This is a genomic window from Burkholderia sp. Bp9099 (assembly GCF_003857805.1).
Classification (GTDB): domain Bacteria; phylum Pseudomonadota; class Gammaproteobacteria; order Burkholderiales; family Burkholderiaceae; genus Burkholderia.
The window spans coordinates 1-445 of the sequence record NZ_QTPU01000107.1; the positions used below are offsets into that span (position 1 = coordinate 1).

Sequence of the window (445 nt, forward strand, 5' to 3'; positions counted from 1 at the left end):
CTGCTCGGCGTGCTGGTGCTGATGGCGTTCGACTACCCGAACGGGACGTGGACGATCGCGTCGATCCCGCTGGTCGCGCTGCTGCTCGTGGCCGGCTGGAAGTGGTTGAGCAGCCGCGCGCGCCGTGGGTTGCTCAAGCCGACGATTCCGTCGGTCACGCTGACACGGCAAGTGCTCGAGAAGGGCGACAACTGAGCCGACGCGCAATCGGGGAACGGCCTGCGGCCCGATGCAGGCCGTCTCGCAGAAAAAGAGAAAATTCAATGGCACCGTTTGACGAAATGCTTGCAGGCGATCAGGTTCGCCCGCCCTACTCGCGAGTCAAGGCATGGCTCGACACGCAGAACCCTGCAAGCCTCGCCCAGAAGGCCCACGACGCGGAAGGCGTGTTCCGCAGGACGGGCATCACGTTCGCCGTGTACGGCGACGCGCAGGCCGCCGAGCG

The 445-nt window shown here is 65.8% G+C and carries 2 pseudogenes; both read left to right on the forward strand.

Annotated features, from left to right (window positions below):
* Positions 1–195 (forward strand): annotated as a pseudogene (locus DIE17_RS37130) (L-asparagine permease); the annotation flags it as partial.
* A 68-nt stretch (positions 196–263) separates the two neighbouring features.
* Positions 264–445, forward strand: a pseudogene (locus DIE17_RS37135) (circularly permuted type 2 ATP-grasp protein); the annotation flags it as partial.